This is a genomic window from Paenibacillus sp. S-12 (genome assembly GCF_030363895.1).
GTDB classification, from domain to species: Bacteria; Bacillota; Bacilli; order Paenibacillales; family Paenibacillaceae; genus Paenibacillus_B; species Paenibacillus_B alvei.
Genome location: NZ_JASIUF010000015.1, coordinates 130091 through 150414, shown reverse-complemented (window position 1 = coordinate 150414; position 20324 = coordinate 130091). Strand labels below are relative to the sequence as shown.

22 protein-coding genes are annotated in these 20324 nt (G+C 46.5%); 17 read left to right on the top strand and 5 right to left on the bottom strand.

The window, feature by feature from the left end:
• The first annotated feature begins 42 nt into the window (after nt 1–42).
• Nucleotides 43–825: a CPBP family intramembrane glutamic endopeptidase gene (locus tag NO352_RS15190; protein ID WP_163979029.1), complete on the top strand. Its 783-nt coding sequence runs from the start codon at nt 43–45 to the stop codon at nt 823–825.
• 232 nt (nt 826–1057) lie between these two features.
• Here the strand turns inward: NO352_RS15190 and NO352_RS15185 are convergent, their stop codons facing one another.
• Entirely contained in the window at nt 1058–1312 is a 255-nt protein-coding gene (locus NO352_RS15185) for a hypothetical protein (protein WP_021253290.1), read from the bottom strand.
• A gap of 189 nt (nt 1313–1501) precedes the next feature.
• Here NO352_RS15185 and NO352_RS15180 point away from each other — a divergent pair, with 189 nt between their 5' ends.
• The 7 genes from NO352_RS15180 to NO352_RS15150 all read left to right on the top strand — a co-directional run bounded on the left by NO352_RS15180 (nt 1502) and on the right by NO352_RS15150 (nt 5660).
• Entirely contained in the window at nt 1502–1666 is a 165-nt protein-coding gene (locus NO352_RS15180; RefSeq protein ID WP_005545969.1) for a hypothetical protein, read from the top strand.
• A gap of 69 nt (nt 1667–1735) precedes the next feature.
• On the top strand, nt 1736–2632 hold the full coding sequence (locus NO352_RS15175) for a helix-turn-helix domain-containing protein (RefSeq protein ID WP_268622369.1): 897 nt from the start codon (nt 1736–1738) through the stop codon (nt 2630–2632).
• A gap of 173 nt (nt 2633–2805) precedes the next feature.
• On the top strand, nt 2806–3183 hold the full coding sequence (locus NO352_RS15170; RefSeq protein ID WP_005545973.1) for a cupredoxin domain-containing protein: 378 nt from the start codon (nt 2806–2808) through the stop codon (nt 3181–3183).
• A gap of 176 nt (nt 3184–3359) precedes the next feature.
• On the top strand, nt 3360–3788 hold the full coding sequence (locus tag NO352_RS15165; protein WP_005545974.1) for a DUF86 domain-containing protein: 429 nt from the start codon (nt 3360–3362) through the stop codon (nt 3786–3788).
• Between the two features lie 91 nt (nt 3789–3879).
• Nucleotides 3880–4521, top strand: coding sequence for a helix-turn-helix transcriptional regulator (locus NO352_RS15160; RefSeq protein WP_005545979.1), 642 nt, complete (start codon nt 3880–3882; stop codon nt 4519–4521).
• Nucleotides 4522–4832: 311 nt separating this feature from the next.
• Complete coding sequence (locus tag NO352_RS15155) at nt 4833–5273, top strand: hypothetical protein (RefSeq protein ID WP_289356032.1); 441 nt, start codon at nt 4833–4835, stop codon at nt 5271–5273.
• Between the two features lie 15 nt (nt 5274–5288).
• Entirely contained in the window at nt 5289–5660 is a 372-nt protein-coding gene (locus tag NO352_RS15150) for a YtxH domain-containing protein (RefSeq protein WP_268622365.1), read from the top strand.
• Between the two features lie 98 nt (nt 5661–5758).
• On the opposite strand, the gene NO352_RS15145 is transcribed toward NO352_RS15150, so the two are convergent.
• A complete protein-coding gene (locus tag NO352_RS15145) occupies nt 5759–6904 on the bottom strand; it encodes a phosphodiester glycosidase family protein (RefSeq protein WP_483311846.1) in 1146 nt (381 codons plus the stop codon).
• 231 nt (nt 6905–7135) lie between these two features.
• Between NO352_RS15145 and racE the strand changes: the two genes are divergently transcribed.
• The 6 genes from racE to NO352_RS15115 all read left to right on the top strand — a co-directional run bounded on the left by racE (nt 7136) and on the right by NO352_RS15115 (nt 12104).
• Nucleotides 7136–7948 carry a glutamate racemase gene (gene racE, locus NO352_RS15140; RefSeq protein WP_005545987.1) on the top strand — a complete coding sequence of 271 codons (813 nt, stop codon included), beginning with the start codon at nt 7136–7138 and terminating at the stop codon, nt 7946–7948.
• A 195-nt stretch (nt 7949–8143) separates the two neighbouring features.
• The gene (locus NO352_RS15135) at nt 8144–9349 is read left to right on the top strand and encodes a M14 family zinc carboxypeptidase (protein ID WP_483311845.1); all 1206 of its coding nucleotides are present in this window, start codon (nt 8144–8146) and stop codon (nt 9347–9349) included.
• 96 nt (nt 9350–9445) lie between these two features.
• On the top strand, nt 9446–9724 hold the full coding sequence (locus NO352_RS15130; protein WP_171418141.1) for a YkvA family protein: 279 nt from the start codon (nt 9446–9448) through the stop codon (nt 9722–9724).
• Nucleotides 9725–9849: 125 nt separating this feature from the next.
• On the top strand, nt 9850–10074 hold the full coding sequence (locus NO352_RS15125) for a YuzB family protein (protein WP_005545993.1): 225 nt from the start codon (nt 9850–9852) through the stop codon (nt 10072–10074).
• A 104-nt stretch (nt 10075–10178) separates the two neighbouring features.
• Complete coding sequence (locus NO352_RS15120) at nt 10179–10460, top strand: hypothetical protein (RefSeq protein WP_005545996.1); 282 nt, start codon at nt 10179–10181, stop codon at nt 10458–10460.
• Nucleotides 10461–10577: 117 nt separating this feature from the next.
• Entirely contained in the window at nt 10578–12104 is a 1527-nt protein-coding gene (locus NO352_RS15115) for a glycine betaine uptake BCCT transporter (protein ID WP_268622359.1), read from the top strand.
• A gap of 92 nt (nt 12105–12196) precedes the next feature.
• Here NO352_RS15115 and NO352_RS15110 read toward each other — a convergent pair whose 3' ends face one another.
• Together NO352_RS15110 and NO352_RS15105 are read right to left on the bottom strand one after the other, a co-directional pair.
• A complete protein-coding gene (locus NO352_RS15110) occupies nt 12197–14179 on the bottom strand; it encodes an LTA synthase family protein (protein WP_289356030.1) in 1983 nt (660 codons plus the stop codon).
• 373 nt (nt 14180–14552) lie between these two features.
• Nucleotides 14553–15716, bottom strand: a complete 1164-nt coding sequence (locus NO352_RS15105) for a THUMP domain-containing class I SAM-dependent RNA methyltransferase (RefSeq protein ID WP_268598841.1) — start codon at nt 15714–15716, stop codon at nt 14553–14555.
• 82 nt (nt 15717–15798) lie between these two features.
• On the opposite strand from NO352_RS15105, the gene NO352_RS15100 reads away from it, so the two are divergent.
• The 3 genes from NO352_RS15100 (at nt 15799) to NO352_RS15090 (ending at nt 19311) form a co-directional block, all read left to right on the top strand.
• Nucleotides 15799–16434, top strand: coding sequence for an O-methyltransferase (locus NO352_RS15100; protein WP_268598840.1), 636 nt, complete (start codon nt 15799–15801; stop codon nt 16432–16434).
• A 112-nt stretch (nt 16435–16546) separates the two neighbouring features.
• Nucleotides 16547–17893, top strand: coding sequence for a sodium-dependent transporter (locus NO352_RS15095; RefSeq protein WP_163979017.1), 1347 nt, complete (start codon nt 16547–16549; stop codon nt 17891–17893).
• Nucleotides 17894–17970: 77 nt separating this feature from the next.
• On the top strand, nt 17971–19311 hold the full coding sequence (locus NO352_RS15090) for a sodium-dependent transporter (RefSeq protein WP_005546007.1): 1341 nt from the start codon (nt 17971–17973) through the stop codon (nt 19309–19311).
• 167 nt (nt 19312–19478) lie between these two features.
• On the opposite strand, the gene NO352_RS15085 is transcribed toward NO352_RS15090, so the two are convergent.
• Nucleotides 19479–20252: a Cof-type HAD-IIB family hydrolase gene (locus NO352_RS15085; RefSeq protein WP_268594594.1), complete on the bottom strand. Its 774-nt coding sequence runs from the start codon at nt 20250–20252 to the stop codon at nt 19479–19481.
• Nucleotides 20253–20324 lie beyond the last annotated feature (72 nt).

Genomic DNA, 20324 nt, shown 5'->3' with positions numbered 1-20324 from the left:
AGCGTAATTCCACGTTCGTCTAATCCATAAGGAGGATAAAGAATGAATTTCACGTTACTTCGAAATTTAGCTTGTCTGTTCTTAGTTGGGTCACTTCTTATCTCCCTCCAAACGCATAACTACGTATTGATGTGTTTGTGGGGAGGTTGTACCGGATTGCTTTTCATTTACAAGCCAATGCGGCCATTTCTTCTGACAACGATAGGTTTGGGTGTCGGATTTGCTATTTATCTATTCATAAACTCAAGTTGGATCCTCGATTTGAAGCCCAAAGAATGGCATATCTTTCTAAACAGATTGTCATTGATTTGTATCATCATTCCCTTGCTTGTCATGGCGTTTGTTCAAAAATTACCTTTCATGCTGTATGCGAAAAAACCGCATTGGAACGAGCAGATAGGGATACCATTTATTTGGTCAGGCTTCCGTCAGTCAAAAGTTAACGTTTTCTTACTTATCGCAATTGCTGCGGTTTCTTTAGCTTTTATGCCATTTGTTATTCGAAACGGATGGGGCAACGTGCAAGGAATTTGGTTATTCACGCTTGCTTTTTCTATCATAAACGTGTTGGAGGAGATCATCTGGCGAGGGGTGCTTCTTAGTCGGTTCTCCGAACAATTAGGTGATAAGTGGGCGGTAATTGTGACCAGCGCAGGGTTTGGTTTACAGCATTATTCCCTTGGATTCTCTTGGGGCATTTGCATCGCCTTTGCACTGGGAGGGTTGTATTTCGGAGGAATTACGATCAAATCCAAAAGTATCATTCCCGTCGTGATTTGGCATACATGGATTAATGTTCTGATGATTCTCAGCGGTTTCTTGTAATTCAGTCCAAAATGGCAAGTGCAGCTAAATTAAAAAAAACTTAAAAATATTGAGAGCTTGTCTAATTTCACAACAAATAAATGGTATAATTAGGTTGGAGCGAGGAGCTAGTACGAGGGGAAAGCAGTGATGGAGATCAAACAAAAAACTCCCTTTTCGCAATAGGCGAATAGAGAGCTTGTATGCTGCTTATATTCAGTAAACGAGTTCGAACGGTTGCATCGTTGTGCGACTACTTAGCCAGCAGTTCAGGCAAGTTGATTTGTTCGTCAAGCTGGTCTGCGAAGCGACTCATGCATTTGCAAATAAAGTCTTTGCGGCAAATCGGGCATGGAATAGTAAGCAGTCTGCTAACATGCTTGGCACCGTGATTATAAAAGACGCGGCATAGCGTACCATCCTGCAATTTTACTTTTACTTGATAAAGGTTATCGGCATCGTTGCGTTCGATTAACGTTTTTTCCTTTACAATCGGTTCATAGGTCACGTTGGCTTCACCTGCATCCTTAAATTTTTTGCAAGTAACATATTATGTTGTTTGGGCTCGTTTGTCAATTTATTTCTTCACGATCCAGAGAAAATCCATATTCCCAAAATTAATCATTTTCATTTGCCTCACAGATGGTGATACATATAGTGAGCGATTGACTTTACGACCTAATTGGAGGATGGAACCATGCATGACGACAACTCAGAATTCAAGCAGCTAAGCGAACTCATTGCCAAAAGAAACGAGTTGCAAACGGAGATTAACTCCATTCTTGCGCGAATGACGATGAAACAGGAGGAAAGAGTGTCCAAGCTTGCTGAGAGCCTATCCGATTCATCCAAGCGCAAATAAGTCTTTTCATAATCTTGACCAATGTTCACCTCTATATTCATGGTAGGATGACAGGAGGTTCATGTTTATATGAAACGGTATACCGCTGTACAATCGCCCGTTAATACTTTATTTGAAGTAGATACAGGGCAGAAGGAGTTTATGATACCTAAAATTGAGAAGATGGTGCAGGGCAATCATCCGAAATTAACACTGGCACATTGGCATTCGCATTGGAAAATCAATTATGTAGCCGGAGGCAGCGGCCTTTGTATCATCAACGGGACAACGTATACGATTCAACAGGGTGACATTGTGCTCATCCCGCCACAGCAATTGCATCGGGTGTGCGGGACAGATCAGCTTCTGATGGAAGCATTTCATTTTGAAGTGTCTATCCAACTCAATTCATGGTGGGGCCAGGAGACGAGTTCCTATCTCCATCATATTGGACAAGCCGTACCGCATGTCCTGCAGCGGTCTTTGCTGCAATGCGGCCTGTTGTCTGATATGCTAATGGACATAAAGAATGAACTCGATCAAAGAGAAGCTGGGTTTGCAACAATTGTTCAAGCCCAATACATACGCTTTTTTACGCTGATCAACAGATATGCAAGCAGGCCGCACGCTGCATTTTCACCATCGCCATCTAGAGGAGTACAGACAATTAAAGAGGTGATTCGCGTCATGGAAAGTCAGCTAGCTTATCCGTGGACGCTGAAGAAACTCTCCGACTTGGCCCACCTAAGTCCTTCCCGATTCAGTGCATTATTCCAGCAGACGTTAGGCACATCTCCACTCGATTATCTGATCAGACTACGATTGGCCTATGCGGCTCAGCTATTAACTTCTTCGACAGAGAAAATTATCGAAATCGCCGCTGAAAGCGGCTTCCGCAACCTGTCCAACTTCAATCGATTATTTAAAGATCACTTCCAAATGTCGCCTAGTGAATTACGTGAATTGAATGACCAGCTTCAGGCATAATACTTGGTTCTCTTCCTATTTTTATAGGGTTGCCGTAGATGTCTGTTGTTCAATGAATTGTCACAATTACAAAATTTGCTTCCGAAATTTGCAAGAAGGTATTGAGAGAAATAGGAAAGATTTTGTAATATGAGAAGTGATGAATGTAACTGACAAAGGGGCGTAGAACAGTTATGCAGAAATGGGCTATGTTCATTTTGTTCAGCATCGCGTGCCTGCTTGCCGCTGGGTTGATGCTGTTCAATATGCCAAAGCCGGAGGTCGAGGAGGCAGCTCCTGAGGGAGTCACTCTCGTTAAACTTATCGCTACAAGTGATTTTAAGTTCGACCAACCGGAGTATAAAGTGAAGGCCGGGGATAAGGTTCGCATGAAGCTTGTGAACAAATCCGGGTTGCATGGTGCTGAAATTAAGGAATTGGGCATTAATCTGCAAGATGGCCAAATGGAGAAGGACGTTGTATTTGAAAAACCGGGCAAGTATGAGATTTTGTGTTCGGTCATGTGTGGAACAGGCCACGATGATATGAAGTCGGTTCTTATTGTAGAATAATACGTTTCAGTTGAGAGAAGGGGCTGACAAGCTCCTTTTTTTCATGTTGCATACAGGGAACAGGAGATTGGTTACATATGCCGAATGTAGTAGAAGCGGGAAAGATACCAGGCCTGTTCGAGAATGGTATCGCAACACCGCTTCCGAGCTAGACCATCACAGGGGAGGGCTAACGAATGTACTATGTGAACATGGAGCAGATTGAGCAGCGGCTTGATTTTATACCACAACTGATAGAGACTGTTGAACAGATTATGGTGAAATGGGATGGAAGCTTGCACTACTCTTATGCACAGGAGCGGGCGCTTCATATCGCGATCGAGATCATCACAGATGTAGGCAGCTTGCTCATAGACGGTTTTCTAATGCGTGATGCAAGCAGCTACGAGGATATTGTGGAAATTATCGCACAAGAGCAGGTTGTATCGCCACAGCTCCATGCGACATTGCTTCAGCTAGTGTCTTTGCGCAGACCGCTGGTTCAGGAGTACATGATATGGGAGAGAGATTCCATTCATTCGCAGCTTGCACACCTGCCTAAGTGGCTGCCGGAATTTGCTCAGTCTGTCCGTCAATTTGTAAGTAAGGAACTTGCGTTGAAATGATTCCTGCCTTCAACTGGGGCAAGGTTGTTGTCTGTAAGGAAGTGATGCGTTACAATGACGGTACGATGACAACCAAGGTTAAGGTGGTTACATGAAGCAACCAGTACGCAAATCATCCACACGTGAAGAGATTATGAGCTTACTCAAAACCAATGGGGCTATGTCTGTTGCCCAGCTTGCCAAGCAGCTGGAAATGACAGAAATGGGAGTAAGACGACACCTATATGCCATGCAGCAGGAACACATGCTGGATACGGAAATGGTTCGACAGCAGATGGGACGTCCCTTGCAGATGTATCGCTTGTCGGATACAGGAGATGAACAGTTCCCAAAGCAGTATCATCAACTGATTTTAGATCTGCTTCAGGAAATGGAATCTTGGCAGGATGAGAATAGTGTCCATCGATTATTCGAAGGAAGAAGACAGTCCATGCTGGAGAAATATGTGCCGCTCGTCCAAGGCAAAAACTTGGAGGAACGAGTTGAAGCGCTTGGTCACATTCAAGATTCAAACGGCTATATGGTAGAGACGGAGAAGGCGGACGATGGCAGCTGGCTGCTGCATGAGTACAATTGTCCAATTGCACAGGTTGCTCAGCATTATAAGGAACCGTGCGCATGTGAACTTGCCTTATTCCAAGATTTACTAGATAGCGATGTAGAGCGTACAGAATGTCTTGCAGAACGCGGGCAGCGCTGCACGTACAAGATTCGCCCTCGGACTAACCAGTAATACTTGTACATTGCAAGATCATTCCTTGTTCGAATGATCGGGAAGGCTGTCCATAATAGCTATGGGCAGCCTTTTTCTGATCGGTGGGAAAACGAATTGCGACGCGAGTAAGTTTTGCAATTTTATCTCATTGATTTTGCTTCCCAAATTCAGGCCGGCCTCACAGAGGTTCGGTCTATTTGCACAGATTAGGGACAAGCGGGCAAAAAAAAGTACAAGGTAAGTTGTGTCAAAGCGAGCCCCATCTTCCTATACTGTCAATACGACATGGGCATACGCCCGGTAGATCTTGCAGCTAAGGAGGGGAGACGATGATTGAATGGAGCATCTTGCTGGCTGCTGTAGCGTGGAGTGCTGTATGTACGGCGACTGTCCTGCTCATTGTCCGAGGAATGCGTACCTTGAGAAGGGCGGATACATGTCTTGAGGAAGGGCAGAGACTGAGCCACCAACTCCAAGTATTGACGCGTCGAGCTGACGAAGTGTTGAAGCAGTCCGAAGAGACCGTGGGGATGATTAACGAGTGGGCACAAGAATTGAAGCGTACACGCAGAGTATTACAACGCGGAAATGACGTGTTGGAACGTATCGTGGCTAAAGTTAGTCAGCGGAATGCGAATAATGCATCTGATCAGCGGCTGACGGATATGCTTCAAATGTTTGAACTCGGCTATTCAGTATGGAGCTCGATTCAAGCAAAGCGCGCTATGTCGTCTCCCCCTTCTAGTGCAAAGAATACCGGGAATGAGTAATGAGGAGGAAGAACGATGAGCAGTAACAAAAAGTCTTTTTGGGTAGGGGCATTGATCGGAAGTGTCATTGGTTCGGTATCTGCATTGCTATTCGCACCAAAGAGCGGACGCGAGCTTCGTAAAGATATTGCAGAAGGAGCACAGCAGGTTAGTGAACGTACTCAGCAGTGGGCGAAGCAAGTTGGTGACCAGACAGAAGAATTGATCACTTCTGCTAAGGGAAAGGTAGCATCCTTCAAGCAAGGCTTGAATTCATGGAGACAGCAGGACTCTGATGAAGCACAGATAGCCGCCATCTCCAGCCTGCAGGAGCCCGCTGCCGATTGGGATGAGGAAGTAACTGCGGATGTGAAAGTAAAGGATGGAGAGATTAAGGAAGCTCGTTAAATATAAATATCCCTACCACCTATGTGCGTAAGCAGACAGATGGTAGGGATATTTATTGTTACCGTGTAATTATAAGCGAACGAAATAGGATTGCGAGATTACCATTTGGAAGGATCAATATCGCTAGGTCTCATCCCTTCCCAAATGTTCGGGATATTTGCGTCTTCAGGATGCTCGAATACAAGAAATGCAGTAGGTAAATAACGTTCTCCGTATTGGCTTGATGGCGAATTTTTAATGACGCCGTCTTTTTCCACAAGCACAGTAGACGAACCGCCGTCCAAGTTAGCTGCAATCACTGCGCCGTTCTCAAGCATAATTTTCTGGCAGTCATATAAGTCTGCTCCAATGCTGTGAGGCTGGCGGCCATCAATAACAAGGAATAGAATGGCTCCATCCTTGCGTTGTCCCATTACAGTTCGAGGTGCAATACCCCAGCCATCTGCATGATTGCGAATTTGCCCTTTTCCGTTAACGATCATGCGCGGCTGGAAGGTAACAGCTTCCTTCACGCCCATTTCGAGCAGCTCGCTAACCTTGAAATTACCGGCTACCATTTTGCCATCCTTATCAATACCAACAATTTGCGTATCTTGCTTGCCTACGCCATTATAATACATCTTACCGTCGTTAATGACGACACCGATGGGTTTAAACCCATTGCCTTCCCAGTTCGGATCTGCGAATCCACCGCCATTGACGCCTGCCAATGCGCCAGTGCGCTTTACCATGCTTGAGACTTTCTCGCCTCGTCCCACTTTGCCGGGAACGCCAATCCGTATTTTGGTGGGATCATTTACAATCATTAAATATCCGCTGAATGAGGCGCCTGTAGCACCAGTACCGCTTACTTCCTTATACTCGACGAGCGGCTTTTTGGCCTGCTCAGCTACAGAAGGCTTATTAATATCAATTGTTGATTTCTCGTCGCCCATTCGTTCAAATCTCGCCCAATACTCTTGTACACGCTTGTCTAATTCGGCTTGGCCGATAATGTACTTCGCCCAATGTCGATGCTGTGTTGTGATTAACGTATCCGCGATCAAGAACCGCATCTCTGTACCGGAAGGAGTTAGGAATAACCATCCGGCGCCAAGGGAGCCAACTAATAGGAAGATAGCCGCAACTATGCGAAAAATACGCCAAACCGAGCGTTTCTTCTTTAGCTTTTTTTGCTTCCCTTGCTTAGGGTTGTTAGTCCGATGGCTTGTACGGACCACATTGCGCGGGGGTAACGCTCGCATATTATTCTTTTTATTAATAGGACGTTCCGTTTGCATCTTTTTCAACCCTTTCTATTTGTCTCCACATAGTAATGACGTTTTTTGGAAGTGAAAAGTTTCCTCCGAGTTTTGCCAGTTGTGGATGACTTGAACCTTGTCCAACTTACTGATAAGATCGAGGTACGTTTTAAATAAAGAATACATATGTTAAGTAAGGTCAGTCAAACAAGAGACGAAGGAAGCGGTGTATTCGTGCAGCAAGCTATAGCTATGCTCGATTCGGGTGTTGGTGGGTTGACAGTCGTCAAGGAAGTAATGCGTCAACTGCCGCGGGAGAAAATCATCTATTTTGGTGATACAGCCCGTTCGCCTTATGGTCCTCGTACTGCTGAGGAAGTAAGGTTGTTCACTCGCCAAATCGTAGATTATCTTATTCAATACCAACCTAAAATGATCGTATTTGCATGCAATACAGCGACAGCCGCAGCATTGGAATATATTCGAGCTTACGTGCCGATTCCGGTAATCGGGGTTATTCACCCGGGTGCTAGAGCAGCCCTGTCCGCCACAAACAGCGGCTATGTTGGTGTCATTGGAACAGAAGGCACAATTCGCAGTGGAGCATATGAACAAGCGTTAAAGCGGCTGTCCCCCCACGTGGAAGTGGTCAGTCAAGCTTGTCCTCGTCTGGCACCTCTCGTGGAGAAAGGGATGTTCAGAAATAGTGCGTCAACATCCGATGTCGTTCGAGAATCACTCGAACCGCTGAATAGTGTCCCAATTGACACCCTCATTTTGGGATGTACCCACTATCCCTTTCTAGCGGATTCGATTCAGGAAGCGATAGGGCCTAAGGTTCAGCTTATTAATTCAGCAGAAGAAACAGCACGAGAAATCAGCACCATTTTACAAGATAAAGGTCAGTTAGCGAACACAGAAACAGTTCCCACTCATCAATTTTTCTGCAGCGGAGACCCGGAAATGTTTCAGAAGATTGCCTGCTTGTGGCTCGGCGAACACATTCATGCTAATCCTGTAATCTGGCAGATTTCGAAAATTATGTAATGGCTGAACTCATTCAGTTGGATTCACGAACTTATACGATATTGATAATAGAGAGCGTTCCGTGAGCAGCAAGTCTGCCAGGGAGCGCTCTCTTTGTATTGTTTAGTATCATTTTCAGGTGAAATCCTGAAAGTTATGAACGTCTATGCCGCCGCATATGCTTCAACCAATAGCAGATTGGGAAAGGAGCGACAAATGGTGGCAGTTCCTTATGTGGTGCAAAAGGGAGATACCTATCTTCGCATTTGCGCGCGTCACGGTATTCAACTGCATGCTTTGCTTAGTGCGAACCCTCAGCTGCGTGCGGATGGATATGCTGTACCCGGACAGGTAATCGATATTCCAGATCCCCCCATCAATAAATATGTGGTGCAGGCAAAAGACAGGTTTTATCACATCGCGCAGCGATTTCAAGTATCAACACAGCGCCTTGCAGAGGCAAATCCAACGCTTGATCCGAGAAGATTGATACCTGGACAGCTTATGTTAATTCCTTTCGAATACAGTACGCAATGGGAAAGGAAAACGGCAGAATACGGATATGCTCAAATGATGAGAGATATTGGTCAACTGCAAAATAGCCATTCCTTCATTCGAGTTGAGCAGATCGGGAATAGTGTGATGGGGAAGCCGATACCTGCAATTATTATCGGTAAAGGCACCGTTCACGTGCATGCCAATGGTTCTGTACATGCGAATGAGTGGATTACATCAGCCTTATTAATGCAATTTGTTGAAGATTATGCGAGGGCGTATGACAGCGGAGAGGCATGGAATGGCTGGGATGCGCTTGCTGCCTTTGAAAGAACGACATTATGGATGGTTCCTATGTCTAACCCCGACGGGGTAGAACTCGTTCAAGAGGGGATATCGCCGGAGCATCCACTTTACGCCTCCATAATGGAATGGAATCAGGGGTCGCGCAAATTTCAGCGCTGGAAGGCGAATATTCGAGGCATTGATCTTAATGATCAGTTCCCGGCTTACTGGGAGGAAGAACAAGCGCGAAGAGGCGTATATGCGCCAGCACCACTTAATTACGGTGGGACGAGACCGCTCACTGAGCCGGAAGCAATCGCGTTAGCCGAATTATCAGAACGAATTCCTTTTGAAATGGCACTGTCCTTCCATACCCAGGGACAAGAAATTTATTGGAACTATCGAGATTATGAGCCAGATGATGCATGTAGCTGGGCAGAACGGTTTCAAAGGGCGAGCGGATACCGGGCCGTGAAGCTGTCGGGAAGCGATGCCGGCTACAAGGATTGGTTCATACAGCGCTACAGGAAGCCTGGATTCACTATCGAGGTCGGCAATGGCGTTAGTCCGCTGCCGCTGGATGACTTTGATGCCATGTACCGGGAAGTGGCTGCAATTATGAAGGAAGCCCTGCTTCCATAAGGCTAGACAGCCTGGAAAATAAATGGGACGCGCGTGATTCACTCCTGCATGTTCTAGAATTCGCTACGCACACTAATGAGTAGGAGGTGTGCAAAATTGGCGAATCCCACTTCGAGAGGCCCATCCCAAAAACCACGCCCTAAGCGATCTTGGCAGAGGTTGTGGTTGCTGCTCAGTTCAGTGCCAAGACTGCTGACATCCAAGCGTGTTCCTTTTTGGGAAAAAGCAATATTTGTAGGTGTAATCGCTATTTACTGGATAATCCCATTTGATTTAATTCCCTTTATGCCGATTGATGACATTATTTTTACCTTAATTCTGTTGCCTTGGTTTTCCAAGCGTGCTCTAAAATATGAAAATGCGAACCAAAAATGACGGAATGTGACGCAAAAGGTTGCTTCTCGCCCCGGGTTCCCGTACAATGACATAGAGGTTGGCGAACGCAACAATTTCATTGCGAAAGTACAACAAGACAATGGGGTAAAGCGGAGTGAAGAACAATGGCGAACGATATTCGTATTTGTGATAAATGTCGGCATATCAAAATGAAGACTTTTTTACCGAAAGTCAAAGGTCTGGATCCGGAAGCGGATATCAAGATTGGCTGTAAGTCATACTGTGGGCATTGCGCCAAGCGAGTGTTCATTTATATCAATGGTCGGTACGTAATTGCTCCGACAGAGGATGAAGCAATTGAAAAGGCAAAGCCTTTTGTCAAAAAGTAAGTTTTTAACCGCATAGAAAAAGCTGCGAAGCGATATCCTAATCGTTGGAGACTACTCCCTGTTTGGGAACATTCCATACTCTGGCGAAGAAGGAGGCTCGCAGCATGTCCAAATATGACTCAAGCTTGCAATCGCAAAATCCGATTTCGCAAGCGCAGAACGCAGTCAAGACAGCGCACAACGCTGTATCTCAAGCAATGTCACATCCTTCGGACCAATCCGTCTATCAGGCGGAGCAATCTCTTCAACATGCTGAGCGCGCCGTACAACAGGCCGCAGACAGCGATAATCCACATCCGGTCCAATTAGCTGAAGAAATGCTTGCAGCGGAGCAATCCCGGCTGAATTCCATTGGCGCAGACCAACTGGATTCCTTTGAGGGATAGGTGTACGCAATTTTATTGTCTTTATCGTCATGATATTTGTTCTTGTCCCGGACTATGTCTGGGATTTTTTTACCCTTCCACCGCCGACATCAAGTCTTAGCATCTGGGAGTGAGGTTATGGTATTTGGTATATCAGTAGTCGTTATTTTAGCGTTTGTCATTTGGGGATTCCTTTCTCCGGAAAGCTTATCCACACAATCCAGCGCGGCCTTGTCGTTTACGACTGAACGTTTTGGATGGTTCTATTTGATTACAGCGTTAATCATCTTGGTTTTCTGTCTTTATCTTGCTTTTGGGAAGTTCGGACATATCACATTAGGCAATGATGATGATGACCCGGAGTATTCCAATATATCTTGGTTCGCCATGCTGTTCAGCGCAGGGATGGGGATCGGGCTTGTATTCTGGGGAGTGGCCGAACCTATCAGCCATTACATAAATCCGCCAACGTTGAAAGGGATGACGCCTGGTGCAGCGAATGAAGCGCTGCGGTACTCCTTCTTCCATTGGGGATTGCATCCTTGGGGCATTTATACGCTTGTCTCGCTGGGAATTGCCTACTTTACTTTCCGCAAAGGTCATAATGGGTTAATTAGCTGGACCTTTGAGCCGCTGCTTGGTGAGCGAGTGAAGGGGCCGATTGGGAAGACAATCGACATATTGGCTATTATTGCAACGGCCTTCGGGGTGGCAACATCACTTGGGCTTGGAGCCATGCAAATCAATGGCGGGCTTGCGCATACGTTCGGCATACCGAGCAATGCAACGGTGCAAGTCATTATTATTGCGATTGTAACCGTGTTGTTCCTTACTTCTGCAGTGACGGGACTGGACAAGGGAATTCGTATTCTTAGCAATGTGAATTTGCTGATCGCATTAGGCTTGCTTTTGTTCACGTTGCTACTCGGACCAACTTCATTTATATTCGATTCCTTTACAACGACGCTTGGCGGGTATTTGCAAAATATTATTCAGATGAGTCTGCGGTTGACTCCGTTCACCGAGGATTCGTGGGTAGCGAGCTGGACCTTGTTCTATTGGTCCTGGTGGATTGCATGGGCACCATTCGTTGGCTCTTTTATCGCGCGAGTCTCTAAGGGAAGAACGATCAAGGAGTTCGTACTGGGAACAATGCTGCTGCCAAGTGGATTCAGTTTCATATGGTTCTCTGTTTTCGGCGCAACCGGACTTAAGCTGGAGATGTTCGATGGCCTGCCGATCGTAGAGTCGGTTAAAAAGGATATTACATCTGCGCTGTTCGTAACGCTGGATGCGCTGCCAGGCGGCAGTTTTATTGCCATTCTAGCAACGCTGCTCATTATTACCTTCTTCGTTACGTCCGCGGATTCGGCAACATTTGTCCTGGGAATGATGTCAACGAACGGGGATCCGAATCCGAGCGCGCCGATTAAAATAGCGTGGGGGCTATTCCAATCGCTCATCGCTACCGTGCTGCTGCTGGGAGGCGGTTTGGAGGCATTGCAGACCGCATCTATCCTCACAGCGCTGCCGTTTGCGGTAATATTGCTTGGCATGTGCTTCTCGATAACAAGGGCGTTACGCAAGGAGGAACGGGATTATCGCTTGAAGGAAAAGCGCAGACGCCGTAAAGTGGACAAACTGCTGGAACAGGAAGATTTATGATAACAGTTGTCGTGGGTGCACGGCATTCATGAATAACAGGTAATAGTGGAAGAGCCGCTTGCGTATATGCAGCGGCTCTTTCTTTGTTTGTGTTATTTTTTGCGTTCTCGCAACTGCTGAATGGCATTGTTCATAATGACCTTATCGGAAATTTGCAGCCGATTATTCGCCTCTGCTGCGAACGGCTGGCACGCTGCTGCATCTGTTGGTTGACGAGTTTCATAATCGTAGCAGGTTCCATGTTCGAATAATCCGTCAGCAGACGGTACATAAAATACTTTGCCGTTTGTGAAGGAGCCATTGCGAAGTACGACTAATCGATTCGCCGGATTCAGCAAATTCTGACCCATGAGGTGCTTGTCGCTCGAATCGATTCCAAGCCAGTGCAGGAGTGTCGGTTCGATATCGAGCTGACCGCTTACGGTATCATAGGTTCCTGCATTTGCCCCATCAGGCAAATGGACGATGAGTGGAACTTGATTTTTCATCTCCAGCATATCCAGATCACTAATCTCATGGCCTAGCATTCGAGCAAGCGGTTCGCGATCATCAATGGAATTGTCGTGGTCACCATACATCATCCATATCGTCTTGTCCCATAGACCACGCTGCTTCAAATCTTGAATCATATCACCCAGTGCCGCATCTACGTAATGAATAGCTTGCAAATAGTCGCCGAAGATGGTGTCCTGATACGGTTCTACATTAAGCTCTTGTTTATCTGCAGGCAGCTTGTACGGATGATGGCTGGTCAGCGTAATCAAGAAGCTGTAAAATGGCAATTTGTTATCCGCCATATGTGCCACCGATTGTCGAAGGAACGATTTATCACCAAGAGACCATCCAAGCGGCTCGTCTATTTTATAGTCAGTGCGGCTCATGAACTTATCGTATCCCATATTGCTGTACATGATATACCGATTCCAGAATCCCGCATCGTAGGCATGATATGCACCTGTAGAGTAGCCAGATGATTTCAAAATAGAAGGCAGTGAATCATAGGTTTGACCTGGATACCGAATAAAGACAGAACCAGTTGGCAAAGGGTGAAGGCTTGCATTTACGCCAAAGTCCGCATCTGAAGTGCGTCCTTGTCCGGTTTGATGGAAGAAACGATTAAAATACATGCTTTCCTTCAGCAATTTGTTCATATTCGGTGTAATCTCTTGCCCATTATAGGATTTGCCGATTACGAAATTCTCGAAAGCCTCTGCCTGTACAATGATGACATTGCTGTCTTTGTATTTGCCGAAGGAAGCAGGCGGGCCTTGCAGCTTCGCGCGATGATCGTCAAACCACTGCCCGACCTTATTCAATTCTTCTTCGCTTAGCTTATTTCCGCCGAACCAATTCAGCTCAGCATAGCGGTACACATCATACCCATGAAATCCGAACAGTCCGGTTATGTTATATATGGACGCATTCCACCAATTGCCCGTGAAGACGCCTGAGGCCCAGGTCGTCGTTGCTTGATGGATGGGCACTGCCATCATCAACACGCCAATAACAAGGCTGAGCGTACTAGTGATTAAGCGGGTAACCCAAGCGGGACGACGGCGACGCTCACCGCTAAGCAAATATCCGCCTCTATGTTCTTTATGTTCCTTGGACTGTGCTCGGAAGTACATAATGGACAACGGTATCACAATGATCCAGTCTAGGAACAGCCAGATGTCACCGAGATGGATTAGGGAAGCGATACTGTCCCCAAGCGAGCTTACTTGTCCAGCTTGCAGCAGCACCGGAACAGTGATGAAATCTTGGAAATAACGAAAATATACCAAGTCCGAAAAAATAAGAATTGTGAGTAGTACATTCAACACTAACAGTACAATCGTACGCCAGCGCTTTGACAGCCAGAACGTCCACCCAGCTATGATAAGTAATGTGCCTAGAGCTACAAAAAAGTCAGGTGTGCTCATTGTCATATATGGAATGGATAAAGTGCGATCGAACCAAACGAGCTTCCACATCATTAAGGCGATAAACCATACCATAGCGAATCGTCCGAATATGGACGAGATAGTGAGACGATGGCTGGAGGTATTATACGAGCCATACATAGTCGAATTCATACTTCCATCCTTTCTGTACATCTTCTACAAACACTCTACATCATACCAGATTTTACGAAAATGTAATAATTGAAAAAGAAGGCACCCGCGATAGAGGCTATATGATTTTGTTGATTTACCAAATTTTAAAAAACAAAGGCGTAAATGTTTTTTTAACTATTTTGTTTAGTGAGTAGTCAAAAAGGGCCGCTATGTGAATACATATTGTATGGTTTCGAGAGGAAAAACCAATCCGCGCCGCGAATCATACACGTTATAGGAAAGAGGCTGTTCGATGTGTTGAACAGCCCCTTGGACATACTTATATAGTAGTTCATGTTCATGCCATCCTGTAAGTCAAATAAGAAAGCATAGCACATGCACCTGAATTGTATTAGGCCTGAGTAGACTCGTCTGTCCGCGGTTTGCGAGGAGGAAGAGGGCCTAAGTATTGATACAATTGGCATTCGATATTGCCGTTGTACAGCTTGCGCCGCTTCGTAGCCGGATCGCCGATTCTATGCTCGAATTGGCGGTTCGGACTGATGACGAACATTGACCAGGTCGGCAGCGTCTTATAAAGGAAGCCGAGCTGACGAATCATGCGGTCGACCTCATCCTGTTCATTCAAGCGTTCCCCGTATGGCGGGTTCGTAAGAATGACGCCGTAATCCCCAGTTGGCTTCGCTTGAGCAACCGGTGCTACATGGAACTGTATTTCACGTCCGAAGCCTGCGCTCTTCGCTGCTGCTTCTGCTAAGCGGATCGCTTCTGGATCAATATCTGAACCGGCTATCTGCAGTTCAATATCGTCTCGTACCGCATCGAATGCCTCGTCACGAGCTTCTTCCCAATACGATTCACCGATGATTGGCCAAGCTTCGCTTGAGAAAGAACGGCGCAATCCAGGAGCAACATTCCATCCAATCATAGCTGCCTCGATAAGCAGTGTACCCGATCCGCAGAATGGATCATACAGCGGGCGTTCAGGATTCCAGCGGCTGAGCTGAACAAGTGCGGCAGCCATTGTTTCCTTCAATGGGGCTTTGGCTGTCAATTTGCGATAGCCCCGCTTGTGCAGGCCGGCGCCAGTTGTATCTAATGTAATTGTTGCAATATCGTTTAGCAGGGACACTTCAATCCGGTATAAAGGACCTGTCTCCTCAAACCATTCAATATGATACTGCTGCTTTAATTTATCAACGACAGCCTTTTTCACGATACCTTGGCAAGCCGGCACGCTGGACAGCTGAGACTTATGCGAACGTCCATCGACAGGGAATTCGCCGTGCGCTGGAATCCATTCATGCCAGTCAATGGCCTTCGTTCCTTCAAATAGATCATCGAAGGTACGGGCAGGGAATTGTCCCATCTTAACGAGGATGCGATCTGCAGAACGCAGCCATAAATTAGCGCGGCACACATCCAGCGGCCCGCCAGTAAAATGAACGCGCCCATTTTCCGTTTGAGTGTCATATCCTAATTGTTGCAATTCGCGGGCAACGATAGCTTCAAGGCCCATCGGTGCGGTTGCGATTAACGACCAAGGTCGACTCATGATAATCATTCAACTCCGTTTTCTTGTCTGACTTGTACTCATATGGCATTCATCATATCATAAAAAGCAGGAGGTTGTGAAAATGTCTAATGATGCGGTTGAAACCTATTTGGAACAGCTCTATAAGAAGGACGATATCTTAGAGCGGATTAAGGAAAATATTCGGGAAAATGGCTTGCCGGACATATCGGTGCATGAAGGATACGGAAGATTGCTGACAATGCTTGTCCGTATGATCGGTGCACAGCGCGTTCTGGAAATTGGTGCGCTAGGCGGTTACAGTGGTTGTTGTCTGCTTCGCGGAATGTCGGCGGAAGGCAAGCTGGTATCCCTCGAACTGCGGCAGGATTATGCAGATATTGCAAAGAGAAACTTGACGGAAGCGGGATACGGAGGTCAAGTGGAGTATAGAGTCGGTGAAGCGATGTATGCTTTGGAAGAGCTGGAGAAGGAGCAGGCTACGTTTGACTTTTTCTTTATTGATGCGGACAAAGGGAATTATCCGAACTACTTGGAATATGCCATACGCTTGGCTCGTCCAGGCGCCATCATTGCGGGGGACAACTTGATGCTGCGCGGCCGAACGCTCGATGAGGCCAAACAGGGACCAGCTGTACAGGCGATGCGGCTCTTTAATGAAAGAATCGCTCAGGATGAACGTCTCATTAGCACGCTGCTTCCAGCATATGACGGTTTGGCGCTTGCGATTGTTCGATAACCGTAATTTGGCGTATGAAATCGCCTCTGAAGTCCTAAAATCTTGAGTGGTGCCGCACTCTCTTATGTTATAATATGTGACGGCAACTAGACGATGAAGGATGGATCATAAGATGAAATCGGAAGAACAATGGACGTCCAGACTTGGATTTATACTGGCTTCTGCTGGAGCTGCTATTGGACTGGGAGCAATATGGAAATTTCCAAATGTAGTTGCAACGAGCGGCGGCGGAGCCTTTTTCCTTGTATTTATATTATTTACATTCGGTATCGGGCTTCCGCTTCTTCTTGCTGAGTTCCTTATCGGTCGTGGAACAGGCAAGGAGGCAGTCTCTGCTTATCGAGACTTGGCACCGAATAGCCGTTGGCATTGGATAGGGTATTTAGGAATGGCAACGTGCTCACTGCTGCTCTCCTTTTATAGTGTAGTAGGCGGATGGATCGTGCTGTATTTCCTTCGTTCGATTAGCGGCACATTGCTGGAGAACGGACGAGATTACGGGCAGCTTTTTTCACAGACTGTGGCAGATCCATGGTTTGCAGTATTGTCCCAAGGAGCCTTTATACTGCTCACTATTCTGGTAGTAGCAAGAGGAGTGAAGTCCGGGATCGAACGGGCAAGTCGCATTTTAATGCCAGGATTGTTTGTACTATTCCTTGTGCTGATCGTACGTTCTTTGACACTGCCGGGCATGTACGAGGGAATTGTATATTTTCTGAAGCCGGATTTCAGCAAATTGACTTCGGCAGCGCTGCTGAACGCGCTTGGGCAGTCATTCTTCTGCTTGAGTGTCGGGGGCTCCTGTATGGTCACGTACAGTTCCTATCTGAATAAGAAGGAATCACTCGGCAAGCCTGCACTATCTGTCGTTGGGTTAAATGTTATGACATCATTCATGGCAGGTATTGCAATATTCCCTGCGTTGTTTGCGTTAGGAATGAAGCCGGTGGACGGCCCAGGATTACTGTTCGTGACCCTGCCGAATGTATTCGAGCAGTTGCCGTACGGCAGTATATTTATCGCGGTATTCCTTGCATTATTCCTGTTTGCAACATTGACATCCGCGTTCTCTTTGCTCGAGATCGTGGTTGCTGCCTTCTCGCATCAAGATGCAGTGCGCAGACAGCGGATGTGCTGGATATTTGGGACGATCATTTTTGTGTTAGGCGTACCGTCGGCACTGTCGTTTGGGGTTGGCAGCGAACTGACCTGGATGAACAAAAATGTATTCGAATGGGCGGACTTTGCGGTAACGAATGTGATGCTTCCGTTAGGGGTGCTGCTTATTTCTGTATTTGTCGGCTTCCGATATCCGCGGGAGCGTTTGAAGGAAGAATGGAGCACGATGCCCTCTATGTGGCATAAGGGATTAGTTGTATATATGGTGCTATTGCGCTACGTATTGCCGATTATTGTAGGTATTGTGTTTTTGCATGGGATGAACTGGCTTCCGTTCTAAAGTACAGCGATTACGAATGAGGCGACATAGAGTAAAAGAGATGGGACAACGAGAAAGAACGGTTGCGGGAGGAATTCATGAAGGCTACAGAACAATGGACATCGAAGATTGGATTTATACTTGCCTCGGCGGGATCGGCAATAGGCCTCGGAGCGATATGGAAGTTTCCGAATGTAGTTGCCACAAGCGGTGGCGGGGCATTTTTTCTATTGTTCCTTATATTTACACTGGGGATTGGTTTGCCGCTGCTCATTGCTGAATTTGTAATTGGCCGTGGAACAGGCAAGGAAGCGATTAGAGCCTATAAGGAAATTGCGCCGGGAACGCGCTGGCATTGGACGGGTTATTTGGGGATGGGAACCTGCTTCCTGCTGCTTTCCTTCTATAGCGTTGTAGGGGGATGGATTTTGCTCTATCTCTCTCGTGGGATTGTAGGCGGATTGCTTGTAGCGGGCAGAAATTATGATGAACTGTTCGCACAGACCGTATCTAATCCTTGGACTGCTGTTATGGCGCAACTATCCTTCATGCTGATTACGATCGTCGTCGTAGGGCAGGGGATAAAGTCCGGGATTGAGCGGGCAAGCCGTATTTTAATGCCGGGTCTATTCATTTTGTTCCTTGTACTCATAATCCGTTCACTTACGCTTCCAGGGATGAGTGAAGGACTTGAATATTTCCTTAAGCCAGACTTTAGCAAGCTGACAGGACAAGCTATATTGAATGCCCTTGGCCAATCGTTCTTCTGTCTCAGTGTCGGTGTATCTGTAATGGTTACGTACAGCTCATACCTGAACAAGAAAGAATCTTTGGTAAAATCGGCGACTTCCGTCGTTATCTTGAATGTGCTCACTTCCTTAATGGCGGGAATTGCGATTTTCCCAGCATTATTCGCTTTGGGAATGAAGCCGCAAGAAGGTCCGGGACTGCTGTTTGGTACTTTGCCGGCTTTATTTGAACAAATGCCTTATGGCGGAATTTTTATTACATTATTCCTAGCGTTGTTTTTGTTTGCTGCATTGACTTCCGCGTTCTCGATGTTGGAAATATTGGTGTCAGGCTTCTCGGGAGGCAACAAAATCAATCGAAAGCGTTTGAGCGTCTTGTTCGGCTTATTGATATTTGTTGTTGGCGTCCCATCTGCGTTGTCCTTCGGCGTATTGTCAGAGATTCAACTCTTTGGTTTAACCATCTTTGAAATGGCGGATTTTGCGGTGACGAATATATTGATGCCGATTGGTGTACTGCTAATCGCTCTGTTCGTCGGTTATCGATTCCCTAAGGCGCGATTGAAGCAAGAGTTCCGTACGGAAGCGGTTTGGTGGCAGAAGGGACTCGCAATGTATCTCATGCTGCTACGTGTGGTCATTCCAATTGTCATTGTGCTTGTATTCTTGAATCTTCTGCACATCGTATAAGGAATGTACAAAAATGTTACATGGATATAAGCTTTATCGATGGCATCTAGATTTAACAGCAGCTATACTTGCACCGCATAAAAGAGGTTAGCTAGAAGTAAAATCGAAAAAAGAGCAAACATGAAAAAATCTCCGGTTTTCCAGCCGGAGGTTTTTTGCGTAGGAGGCTATAGAAGACCGATCGCCTGCAGACCGTTTCGAATCCCATCTTCGTTGTGGGAAGTTGTCACTACATTCGCGTATGATTTGACATCGGGGGATGCGTTGCCCATAGCCACTCCTATGCCTGCGAATTGCAGCATTTCAATATCATTGGTGCCGTCGCCAAATGCACAGCACTGTTCACGTGAGAATCCGCCGTATTCAAGCATCTTTTGCAGACCGACGGCCTTTGAAATATTGCCATGCAGAAAATCTACCGCATTCGGATGCCAGCGGTGCTGCTGATAATCAGGGAAATGAACAGCATATTCCTTGCCTTCCTGTTCATTGCAGAACAGCAAAATTTGATAGACAGACTTGTCTTGATCGCTGGCCTGCCGTAAAGGCAAGCGTCCGATCTGGAATTGCTTAAGCGCATCACTAATGGAGTCCTGTCCCATGGAGGACTGCATTGCATCTGCCTGCAAATAGACAAGCGGATGATTGCGTTTCGTTGCCATATCGGTTAAGCGTTCAACCTCAGCGGCCGGCAGCGGATTATCATGGACGACCTTTCCTTCAAAGACGGCGTATTGTCCGTTCATAGAGACGAAGGATCGTATATTGAGTTCTTCGCATACCCATTGGAAGGATGCTGGACAGCGGCCAGTTGCAATGGCCGTATAGACCCCAGACTGCTGCAGTTGAGCAATTGCTTGCTTCGTCGAGGGATTTATTTGTTTTTTCTCATTCAATAATGTCCCGTCTATGTCAAAAAATACGATGCTCCTAGTCATCATTATCTCTCCCTCTCTCATCGGCTGCGAGCCATCCTGCCGTAACGCCCTAGGAGATTGAAGCTATCGGTTTTC

Excerpts from the sequence above, each read along its gene's own strand:
- NO352_RS15175 (WP_268622369.1), top strand. The coding sequence starts at position 1,736 with ATGAAACGGTATACCGCTGTACAATCGCCCGTTAATACTTTATTTGAA.
- NO352_RS15085 (WP_268594594.1), bottom strand. The coding sequence starts at position 20,252 with ATGATGACTAGGAGCATCGTATTTTTTGACATAGACGGGACATTATTG.
- NO352_RS15100 (WP_268598840.1), top strand. The coding sequence starts at position 15,799 with ATGTCTAATGATGCGGTTGAAACCTATTTGGAACAGCTCTATAAGAAG.
- NO352_RS15090 (WP_005546007.1), top strand. The coding sequence starts at position 17,971 with ATGAAGGCTACAGAACAATGGACATCGAAGATTGGATTTATACTTGCC.
- NO352_RS15120 (WP_005545996.1), top strand. The coding sequence starts at position 10,179 with ATGTCCAAATATGACTCAAGCTTGCAATCGCAAAATCCGATTTCGCAA.
- NO352_RS15125 (WP_005545993.1), top strand. The coding sequence starts at position 9,850 with ATGGCGAACGATATTCGTATTTGTGATAAATGTCGGCATATCAAAATG.
- NO352_RS15145 (WP_483311846.1), bottom strand. The coding sequence starts at position 6,904 with ATGCGAGCGTTACCCCCGCGCAATGTGGTCCGTACAAGCCATCGGACT.
- NO352_RS15150 (WP_268622365.1), top strand. The coding sequence starts at position 5,289 with ATGAGCAGTAACAAAAAGTCTTTTTGGGTAGGGGCATTGATCGGAAGT.
- NO352_RS15180 (WP_005545969.1), top strand. The coding sequence starts at position 1,502 with ATGCATGACGACAACTCAGAATTCAAGCAGCTAAGCGAACTCATTGCC.
- NO352_RS15165 (WP_005545974.1), top strand. The coding sequence starts at position 3,360 with ATGTACTATGTGAACATGGAGCAGATTGAGCAGCGGCTTGATTTTATA.
- NO352_RS15135 (WP_483311845.1), top strand. The coding sequence starts at position 8,144 with ATGGTGGCAGTTCCTTATGTGGTGCAAAAGGGAGATACCTATCTTCGC.
- NO352_RS15155 (WP_289356032.1), top strand. The coding sequence starts at position 4,833 with ATGATTGAATGGAGCATCTTGCTGGCTGCTGTAGCGTGGAGTGCTGTA.
- NO352_RS15190 (WP_163979029.1), top strand. The coding sequence starts at position 43 with ATGAATTTCACGTTACTTCGAAATTTAGCTTGTCTGTTCTTAGTTGGG.
- NO352_RS15105 (WP_268598841.1), bottom strand. The coding sequence starts at position 15,716 with ATGAGTCGACCTTGGTCGTTAATCGCAACCGCACCGATGGGCCTTGAA.
- NO352_RS15115 (WP_268622359.1), top strand. The coding sequence starts at position 10,578 with ATGGTATTTGGTATATCAGTAGTCGTTATTTTAGCGTTTGTCATTTGG.
- NO352_RS15095 (WP_163979017.1), top strand. The coding sequence starts at position 16,547 with ATGAAATCGGAAGAACAATGGACGTCCAGACTTGGATTTATACTGGCT.
- NO352_RS15110 (WP_289356030.1), bottom strand. The coding sequence starts at position 14,179 with ATGAATTCGACTATGTATGGCTCGTATAATACCTCCAGCCATCGTCTC.
- NO352_RS15170 (WP_005545973.1), top strand. The coding sequence starts at position 2,806 with ATGCAGAAATGGGCTATGTTCATTTTGTTCAGCATCGCGTGCCTGCTT.
- NO352_RS15160 (WP_005545979.1), top strand. The coding sequence starts at position 3,880 with ATGAAGCAACCAGTACGCAAATCATCCACACGTGAAGAGATTATGAGC.